This is a genomic window from Streptomyces mexicanus (assembly GCF_902506575.1).
Classification (GTDB): Bacteria; Actinomycetota; Actinomycetes; order Streptomycetales; family Streptomycetaceae; genus Streptomyces; species Streptomyces mexicanus.
Map to the genome: position 1 here is coordinate 3056749 of NZ_LR732544.1, position 8151 is coordinate 3064899.

General features: G+C 73.5%; 8 protein-coding genes and 1 tRNA gene. 5 read left to right on the forward strand and 4 right to left on the reverse strand.

Going from position 1 to position 8151, the window contains the following annotated elements; translation table 11 throughout:
* Positions 1 to 75 precede the first annotated feature (75 nt).
* Together GV126_RS13640 and GV126_RS13645 are read right to left on the reverse strand one after the other, a co-directional pair.
* Positions 76 to 645, reverse strand: coding sequence for a GPR1/FUN34/YaaH family transporter (locus GV126_RS13640; RefSeq protein ID WP_159666154.1), 570 nt, complete (start codon positions 643 to 645; stop codon positions 76 to 78).
* A 222-nt stretch (positions 646 to 867) separates the two neighbouring features.
* Complete coding sequence (locus GV126_RS13645; protein WP_159666157.1) at positions 868 to 1398, reverse strand: universal stress protein; 531 nt, start codon at positions 1396 to 1398, stop codon at positions 868 to 870.
* A 430-nt stretch (positions 1399 to 1828) separates the two neighbouring features.
* On the opposite strand from GV126_RS13645, the gene GV126_RS13650 reads away from it, so the two are divergent.
* The 5 genes from GV126_RS13650 to GV126_RS13670 all read left to right on the forward strand — a co-directional run bounded on the left by GV126_RS13650 (position 1829) and on the right by GV126_RS13670 (position 5306).
* The gene (locus GV126_RS13650; protein ID WP_419795991.1) at positions 1829 to 2221 is read left to right on the forward strand and encodes a hypothetical protein; all 393 of its coding nucleotides are present in this window, start codon (positions 1829 to 1831) and stop codon (positions 2219 to 2221) included.
* Between the two features lie 353 nt (positions 2222 to 2574).
* Entirely contained in the window at positions 2575 to 3810 is a 1236-nt protein-coding gene (locus GV126_RS13655; protein WP_159666160.1) for a helix-turn-helix domain-containing protein, read from the forward strand.
* Positions 3811 to 3932: 122 nt separating this feature from the next.
* Positions 3933 to 4541 carry an oligoribonuclease gene (gene orn, locus GV126_RS13660; protein WP_159666163.1) on the forward strand — a complete coding sequence of 203 codons (609 nt, stop codon included), beginning with the start codon at positions 3933 to 3935 and terminating at the stop codon, positions 4539 to 4541.
* Between the two features lie 112 nt (positions 4542 to 4653).
* A tRNA-His gene (locus GV126_RS13665) sits at positions 4654 to 4726 on the forward strand.
* A 70-nt stretch (positions 4727 to 4796) separates the two neighbouring features.
* Positions 4797 to 5306: a GNAT family N-acetyltransferase gene (locus GV126_RS13670; RefSeq protein ID WP_159666165.1), complete on the forward strand. Its 510-nt coding sequence runs from the start codon at positions 4797 to 4799 to the stop codon at positions 5304 to 5306.
* Between the two features lie 35 nt (positions 5307 to 5341).
* Here the strand turns inward: GV126_RS13670 and GV126_RS13675 are convergent, their stop codons facing one another.
* Entirely contained in the window at positions 5342 to 6397 is a 1056-nt protein-coding gene (locus GV126_RS13675) for a LacI family DNA-binding transcriptional regulator (RefSeq protein ID WP_159666168.1), read from the reverse strand.
* 200 nt (positions 6398 to 6597) lie between these two features.
* The gene (locus GV126_RS13680; RefSeq protein ID WP_159666171.1) at positions 6598 to 8055 is read right to left on the reverse strand and encodes a GH1 family beta-glucosidase; all 1458 of its coding nucleotides are present in this window, start codon (positions 8053 to 8055) and stop codon (positions 6598 to 6600) included.
* Positions 8056 to 8151: the final 96 nt, after the last annotated feature.

Here is an 8151-nt window from a genome sequence, read left to right on the forward strand (position 1 = left end):
CCCCTGTGTGCCACCCGCACAGGGGGTCGCTTCTTCATGGGCCGGGGCCGCCCAGACCCCCGGCCCGGCACTGCCTCAGCCGGCGGCCGTCACCCCCCGGCCGGCAGCGCGCCGCGAAAGCGCCGTGGGCCAGTGGGCGAGGGCCGCGGTCGCCGCGTACCAGGCCACGGCACCGGCGGCGACGGCGAACCAGCCGCCCACCTTCGCCAGGCCCGAGGCGCCGTCGAACCGGGCGACGGCGAGCAGGACGAGGGACACCAGGAACAGCCCGTACGTGGCCTGCGTGAGCGGGTCGCCGCCGGCCAGGGTGAGCGAGAGGACGACGGCGGCGAACAGGGCGAGGAACAGTCCGGCGGCGTCGGCGGCGACCTGGCCCTGCGCGGACAGCGACCAGGCGAACCACAGCGCGCCCAGCGAGGTGAACGCCGTGCCGGAGGCCGTGTCGCGGTCGCGGAAGGCGAGCAGGCCCACGAGGAACAGGGATATGCCGCCGATGTAGCGGGCGAGGACGACGGCGTCGCCCGGGGTCACGGCGTCGATGACCCGCGTGTACCCCAGGCCGAAGGCCAACAGGGTCACGAACAGGGCCAGTCGGCCGGCGATGGTGGTGGTGGTGGTGCTTCCCGCTGAGACGTCGTTGGCCACGGCGGGCTCCCTTCGTGCCTGTGCGGTGGTGCGGTGACCGGTATATGCCCTTCACAAGGGCACAAACACCTCCGCAGGGAAGGAATCTCCGGGGGCGTGAAGGGGAGTCCACGGGGCGCATCCGGTCCTGGCCGCGCGCGGGCGGCGCCGGAGGCGTCCCCGGTGTCAGGGGAGTTGGACAGGCCCGGGAGGGACCATAAGGGTGCGGTGCCGCCGGTCCCGTCAGGGGATCACGACGACCGGGCGCTGCGCACGCTTGGCGAGCCGGCCGGCGACGGACCCGAAGAGGCGGCCCACGATGCCGTGCGTGGAGCCGACGACGATCGCGTCCGCCTCGTACTCCTTGCCGACCTCTTCCAGTTCGTGGCAGATGTCGCCGCCGCGCTCGACCAGGATCCACGGCACCTCGGCGAGGTAGTCCGCGCAGGCCAGCTCCAGGCCCAGCACCTCGGTGCGGTGGTCGGGCACGTCCACGAAGACCGGCGGCTCGCAGCCCGCCCACACCGTGGTGGGCAGCCGGTTGGCGACGTGCACGATGATCAGCCCCGAGCGGGACCGGTGGGCCATGCCGATGGCGTAGGCGAGGGCGCGCTCGCTGGAGACGGATCCGTCGAAGCCGACGACGACGCCGTGCTGGAACGCCGGATCGCAAGGGTGGCGTGGCTCTTCTCGACCGGCCAGGGGATCGGCCGCCGTAGGATCGGCGACCGGCCGCTTGCGGTCCGCGGGTTCGGGGAATTCGTGACCGGCCATGGCTGTCTCGGCGTTGTGATCCTTCGTAGGGGACGACAGTCTGCGGCGGAGCTGTGTCCGGGAATGGTCTTCCCGTCCCCATACCCTGAAGAGTACGGCGGCACTCCTGTGAAGCCCAGACCCCGCGCACTCTCCGTGGCGGTTCACCGGAGCATGCACGACCGGCGCCCGTAACGCAATGGTTGCTGCCTCGTACAGGTGGTTTGCGCGGGATTCACCTGCCGCCACCGCCCGGTCACCGCCCGCGCACGCCGCCGCACAGGTGGTGTTCGGCTCCGCACAGTGACCGACCGATCGAACAGGCGTTGAACCAGGTGATGCCGATGACCCCGGTGAAGCCGTGACCCCTGTGGATCCTGTGGATCCGTGGGTCGGTGGACCCGGTGAGCCGCCACCGCGGGGAGCACCGCAGGAGCATAGGGAGCACGCCGTGTCCGGACCCCGTACCGCCGCCGGGCGGTGCCCGTCGCCGCCCGGGGCGAGCGAGAGCGTGCCCGGCCCCGGGGCGCGGGGAGCCGGCGACACGGTGAGCGACGTGGTCCGCTGGGCCGCCTTCAGCTGCGTCCTGGTGCCCGTGGTGCTGCTCTGGTACGGCACCTCGCTGGGCGGGGCCACCGGCACGGCCCTGGGCCTGGCGGCCCTCACCGGCGTCTGCCGGGTGCTGCTGCGGCAGTCGGAACGCGGGGCGGCCCGGCTGCGTGCCGAGGAGCCCGTCCCGCACCGCGGACGCCATCAGCGCACGGGCACCGGGGCCCACCGGGGCGGTCGCGCCCCGGGGGCACAACTCCGGCCGACTGACCGGTTTACGCGCACGCGCCCGTAGGTTTTCAGCCAACTTCTCGAACTCGCGCATCACCCGGCCGAAGTACCCCTCACCCCCCGTTCGACCTGCATCGAAAGGGCCTCGGGCGGTCTGCGCACCCTATGGGGATTGGCCACCGCCACAAGGCGCACTTCCCTGCGCGGCTCGCGAGTGCAACGCTTCGTGATCGAATGCTTCACGCCAAGTTGCCATGTCGACAATGTGCCGGGTGCCGAACTGGCCACCGCGGCACGGCGGGAGGCAGTAGATTCGATCTTGACTGTCTTACGGCGGGGGACTCGTGCAGGACCGAGGGGAAACGTGCAGGAGCGACACAACCGAGGAGCCGCGACCACCGAGGGGGGCTTAGCAGGATGAGCCACGACTCCACTGCCGCGCCGGACGCCGCGGCCCGGAAGCTGTCCGGGCGACGGCGCAAGGAGATCGTCGCGGTGCTGCTGTTCAGCGGCGGCCCCATCTTCGAGAGTTCCATACCTCTGTCGGTGTTCGGGATCGACCGCCAGGACGCCGGCGTGCCGCGCTACCGCCTGCTGGTGGCGGCCGGCGAGGAGGGCCCGCTGCGGACCACAGGGGGCCTGGAACTGACCGCGCCGCACGGGCTGGAGGCGATCGCGCGGGCGGGCACGGTCGTCGTGCCGGCCTGGCGCTCGATCACCTCGCCGCCGCCCGAGGAGGCGCTCGACGCGCTGCGCCGGGCGCACGAGGAGGGCGCCCGCATCGTCGGGCTGTGCACCGGCGCCTTCGTGCTGGCCGCCGCGGGCCTGCTGGACGGCCGCCCGGCCACCACCCACTGGATGTACGCGCCGACGCTGGCCAAGCGCTACCCGTCGGTGCACGTCGACCCGCGCGAGCTGTTCGTCGACGACGGCGACGTGCTCACCAGCGCGGGGACGGCGGCCGGAATCGACCTGTGCCTGCACATCGTGCGCACCGACCACGGCAACGAGGCGGCCGGCGCGCTGGCCCGCCGCCTGGTGGTCCCGCCGCGCCGCAGCGGCGGCCAGGAGCGCTACCTGGACAGGTCTTTACCGGAGGAGATCGGCGCCGACCCGCTCGCCGAGGTCGTCGCCTGGGCACTGGAACACCTCCACGAGCAGTTCGACGTGGAGACGCTGGCGGCACGGGCGTACATGAGCCGCCGTACGTTCGACCGCCGCTTCCGCTCGCTGACCGGCAGCGCGCCGCTGCAGTGGCTGATCACCCAGCGGGTGCTGCAGGCGCAGCGGCTGCTGGAGACGTCCGACTACTCGGTGGACGAGGTCGCCAGCCGGTGCGGCTTCCGCTCCCCCGTGGCGCTGCGCGGACACTTCCGGCGGCAGCTGGGCTCCTCGCCGGCCGCCTACCGGGCGGCCTACCGGGCGCGCAGGCCGCAGGGCGAACGGCCCGGGGAGAACGAGACGGCCCCGGCGCACACCACCGGCGCGGCCGGCGCCCCGTCCGCCGCGGCGGCCCCCACCGGGCACCTGTCCGGGGTCCCGCAGCCCACGGGTCCGGCGTCGTCCCTGCACCCGGAGGGACCGGTGCAGCACCAGGCCCGCCGCGCCCCGGCGGCCCTGTCGGGCAGCGTGCCGGGCCAGCGCGGCGGCTGACCGGCGAAGCGGCCCGGGACGTGCGGGGCGGCGGGCAGCGATCCCGCCGCCCCGCACCCGTACCCGTGCCCGCCGCCGCACCGTCGGTTCTGTGTGCGGCCGGTCGCCGTAAGGTGAGACATATGAACGATCGCATGGTGTGGATCGACTGCGAGATGACCGGCCTCTCGCTGTCCGACGACGCGCTCATCGAGGTGGCCGCCCTCGTCACCGACTCCGAGCTGAACGTGCTCGGCGAGGGCGTCGACATCGTCATCCGTCCGCCGGACGCGGCGCTGGAGACGATGCCGGAGGTGGTGCGTCAGATGCACACCGCGTCCGGCCTGCTCGAGGAACTGGCCGGCGGCACGACCCTGAAGGACGCCGAGGAACAGGTCCTGGCCTACGTACGGGAGTACGTCAAGGAGCCCGGCAAGGCCCCGCTGTGCGGCAACTCCGTCGGCACCGACCGCGGCTTCCTGCTGCGCGACATGCCGACGCTGGAGGGCTACCTGCACTACCGCATCGTGGACGTGTCCTCCATCAAGGAACTGGCCCGCCGCTGGTACCCGCGGGCGTACTTCAACAGCCCCGAGAAGAACGGCAACCACCGGGCCCTGGCCGACATCCGCGAGTCCATCGCGGAGCTGCGCTACTACCGCGAGGCCGTCTTCGTCCCGCAGCCCGGCCCCGACTCCGACACCGCCAAGGCGATCGCCGCGAAGTACGTCATGCCTGCTCAGCAGGGCTGAACGGGTCCACCGAAGGGGCGCCCGGCAATGTGTGCGCGAGCACCCCTTCGGACCCTGTACACTTTTTCTCGGCCGGTCGGGGAAACCACGAAGCAGTCCGCCGCCGGTCATGGTGGGTGTAGCTCAGCTGGTAGAGCACCTGGTTGTGGTCCAGGATGTCGCGGGTTCGAGTCCCGTCACTCACCCAGAGTGGTCAGCCGGTGACAGCGATGTGAATCGCGGTCACCGGCTGACGCGTATCCGGGAGGCTTCCTCATGCACGCCGAGCCCGTGCGCACCACCCGCCTGGATCTGGTGCCCCTGCGAGTGGAACACGCCGCGGAGATGGCCGAGGTGCTGGCCGACCCGGCGCTGCACGCCTTCATCGGCGGCGCGCCCCTGGCCGAGGCGGATCTGAGGACGCGTTACGCCCGGCTCGTCGCTGGCTCCCCCGACCCGCAGGTCTCCTGGTGCAACTGGGTGCTCCGCCTGCGCGCCGAGGCGCGGCTGACCGGCACCGTGCAGGCCACCGTCACCGAGGGCGCCGAGGGCACGGCGGCCGAGATCGCCTGGGTCGTGGGCACCCCCTGGCAGGGGCGCGGCCTCGCCACGGAGGCGGCCCGCGGCATGGTCGGCCTGCTGCGCCGGCACGGGGTGCGCACGGTGCTCGCGCACGTCCATCCCGCCCACCACGCCTCCGCCGCCGTCGCCGCGGCGGCCGGCCTGAGCGCGACCGGCGAGCAGCACGACGGCGAGGTGCTCTGGCGGCTGACCCTGGGCCGGTGAGAAGCGCCGGGCCGGCGGCGGGTGTCCGCGCGGGCCTACGACGACGCCCGCACCACCAGTTCCGTCGGCAGGACCGTCTGGCGCGGTTCCCGCGCCGGGGACGGGACGGGCCGGTGGTCGGCGATCTCGGTCAGCAGCAGGTCGATCATCGCCCGGCCCATCTCCTCGATGGGCTGGCGGACGCTGGTCAGCGGCGGGTCCATGTGGCGGGCGATGGCCGAGTCGTCGTAGCCGACCAGGGCCACGTCGTCGGGGATGCGCCGGCCCGTCTCGCGCAGCACCTGGCGGGCACCGGCGGCGGTGACGTCCGAACCGGCGAAGACCGCGTCCACGTCCGGGGCGCGCTCCAGCAGCCGGGCCATGGCGCGCCGGCCGCCCTCCTCGGTGAAGTCGCCGACCTCCACGAGGCGTTCGTCCACCGCCAGGCCGGCGTCGCGCAGGGCGTCGCGGTAACCGTCGACGCGCCGCTGGGCGCCGTAGACGTCCAGGTGGCCGGTGATGTGGGCGATACGGCGGCGGCCGCGCTGAAGCAGATGCTCCACGGCCGAGCGGGCGCCCGCGTAGTTGTCGGAGTCCACCGAGGGCAGCGTCTCCCCCACCGAGCGGGGGCCGCTGATCACTGCCGGGATCTCCAGCTGGGCCACCAGATCGGGCAGCGGGTCGTCGGCGTGCACCGACACCAGCAGCACCCCGTCCACCCGGTGCGCGGCCAGGTACTGCGCCAGCCGGCGGCGTTCGCGGTCGCCGCCCGCGAAGATCAGCAGCAACTGCATCTCGGTGTCGGACAGTTCGGCACCGACCCCGCGCAGCATGTCGGAGAAGTACGGCTCCGCGAAGAAGCGGGTCTCCGGTTCCGGGACGACCAGCGCGATCGCGTCCGTGCGGTTGGCGGCCAGGGCGCGGGCCGCGGTGTTGGGGACGTAGCCGAGTTCGGCGACCGCGGCCTCGACGGCCGCGCGGGTGGCGGCGCTGACCCGGGGCGAGCCGTTGATCACCCGGGAGACCGTGCCGCGGCCGACGCCGGCCCGGGCAGCGACCTCCTCCAGGGTCGGCCGCCGACCGCCCCGGCTCCGCCCCGTGTTGACCGCCATGGTCGCCGCCTTCCGTTCGCAGCCGTCAGTCAGGCCAGGAATCTAACAGCCGGACCGGTGTGCTCCCGCCTCCATCGTCCCTCGCCGGTGCGGGACCTCCCGCGCGGGGTGGGCGGCCGGCCCGGCGCGCCCGGCCGGTGTCACGTGTCAGCGACCCGGCCGGGCCCGCGTGCCGGCGCGCGCCGGCACGGCCCGGGCGCTCAGTCCCGCGCGGTGGCCGTCGGCAGCGCGTTGGCGCGGATCACGCCCGCGTACCAGTGGGCGCTCGCCTTGGGGATGCGGCGCTGGGTCGGGTAGTCGACGTAGACGAGCCCGAAGCGCTTCGAGTAGCCGTAGGACCACTCGAAGTTGTCCAGCAGCGACCACAGGAAGTAGCCGCGCACGTCGGCGCCGTCGGCGATGGCCCGGCGCACGGCGTCGAGGTGGGCGTGCAGGTAGGCGATCCGCTGCGGGTCGTCCACCCGGCCATCGGCGGTGACGTGGTCCTCGAAGGCGGCGCCGTTCTCGGTGACCATCAGCGGCAGCCCGGGGTGCGCGGCGGCCGTCTCGGTCAGCAGCGTGTGCAGCCCGTCGGCGTCGATCGCCCAGTTCATCGCGGTCACGTCGTCGTTGGCGAGGTGGAAGGCGACGTCCTCGCAGCCGGTCCACGGGGTGTGGTCGCTCGCGCCGTGCCCGTCGTCGCGGGTCGAGCCGACGCCGTCGGGGGCCAGGGAGACCACGGTCGGCGAGTAGTAGTTGATGCCGAGCACGTCGATCGGGCGGGAGATCTCCGCGAGGTCGCCGTCGTGCACCAGCTCCCCCCAGTCGACCAGGTGCGCGGTGTCGGCGAGCAGGTCCTCGGGGTAGGCGCCGTCCAGGATCGGGCCGGTGAAGATCCGGTTGCCGACGGCGTCGATGCGGCGGGCGGCCTCGGCATCCTCGGGGCCGGCGGTGAGCGGGCGCACCTGGTGCAGGTTGAGCGTGATGGAGGTCTGCGCGGAGGAGGGGAGGTTCGCGCGCAGCGCCCCGATCGCCTTGCCGTGCGCCAGGTTCAGGTGGTGCGCGGCGCGCAGGGTGGCGGCGGGGTCGGTACGCCCCGGGGCGTGCACGCCGGAGCCGTACCCGAGGAACGCCGGGCACCAGGGCTCGTTCAGGGTGGTCCACACGCCGACCCGGTCGCCCAGGCCGCGGGCCACGATCTCGGCGTAGTCGGCGAAGCGGTCCGCGGTGTCGCGGTGCGGCCAGCCGCCGGCGTCCTCCAGCTCCTGGGGCAGGTCCCAGTGGTAGAGGGTGGCGACGGGGGTGATGCCCGCCGCCAGCAGCTCGTCGGTGAGCCGGCGGTAGAAGTCCAGGCCCCGCTCGACGCCCGGCCCGCGGCCGGTGGGCTGCACCCGGGACCAGGAGACGGAGAAGCGGTAGGCCTTCAGGCCGAGGTCCTTCATCAGCGCGACGTCGTCGCGGTAGCGGTGGTAGTGGTCGGCGGCCACGTCACCGGTGTCGCCGCCCCGGACCTTTCCGGGGGTGTGGCTGAAGGTGTCCCAGATGGAGGGGGTGCGGCCGTCCTCGGTGGCGGCGCCCTCCACCTGGTAGGCGGCGGTGGCGGCGCCCCAGACGAAACCGGGCGGGAAGGAGGTGTCCGCGGCCGTCCGGGCGGTGGTCTCGGGTCGTACGGCGGTCATGGTGAGAGCGCTCCCAAAGTGGCGTGAGGAAAGGTCGGACGAAGACGGTGGTCCAGGGGTCCCGGCTCTTATACACATCCGACGCTGCCGACGACC

What these genes read in the sequence shown, in the direction of transcription:
- GV126_RS13645 (WP_159666157.1), bottom strand. Translation starts at nt 1,398, where the DNA reads ATGGCCGGTCACGAATTCCCCGAACCCGCGGACCGCAAGCGGCCGGTC.
- GV126_RS13655 (WP_159666160.1), top strand. Translation starts at nt 2,575, where the DNA reads ATGAGCCACGACTCCACTGCCGCGCCGGACGCCGCGGCCCGGAAGCTG.
- orn (WP_159666163.1), top strand. Translation starts at nt 3,933, where the DNA reads ATGAACGATCGCATGGTGTGGATCGACTGCGAGATGACCGGCCTCTCG.
- GV126_RS13670 (WP_159666165.1), top strand. Translation starts at nt 4,797, where the DNA reads ATGCACGCCGAGCCCGTGCGCACCACCCGCCTGGATCTGGTGCCCCTG.
- GV126_RS13675 (WP_159666168.1), bottom strand. Translation starts at nt 6,397, where the DNA reads ATGGCGGTCAACACGGGGCGGAGCCGGGGCGGTCGGCGGCCGACCCTG.
- GV126_RS13680 (WP_159666171.1), bottom strand. Translation starts at nt 8,055, where the DNA reads ATGACCGCCGTACGACCCGAGACCACCGCCCGGACGGCCGCGGACACC.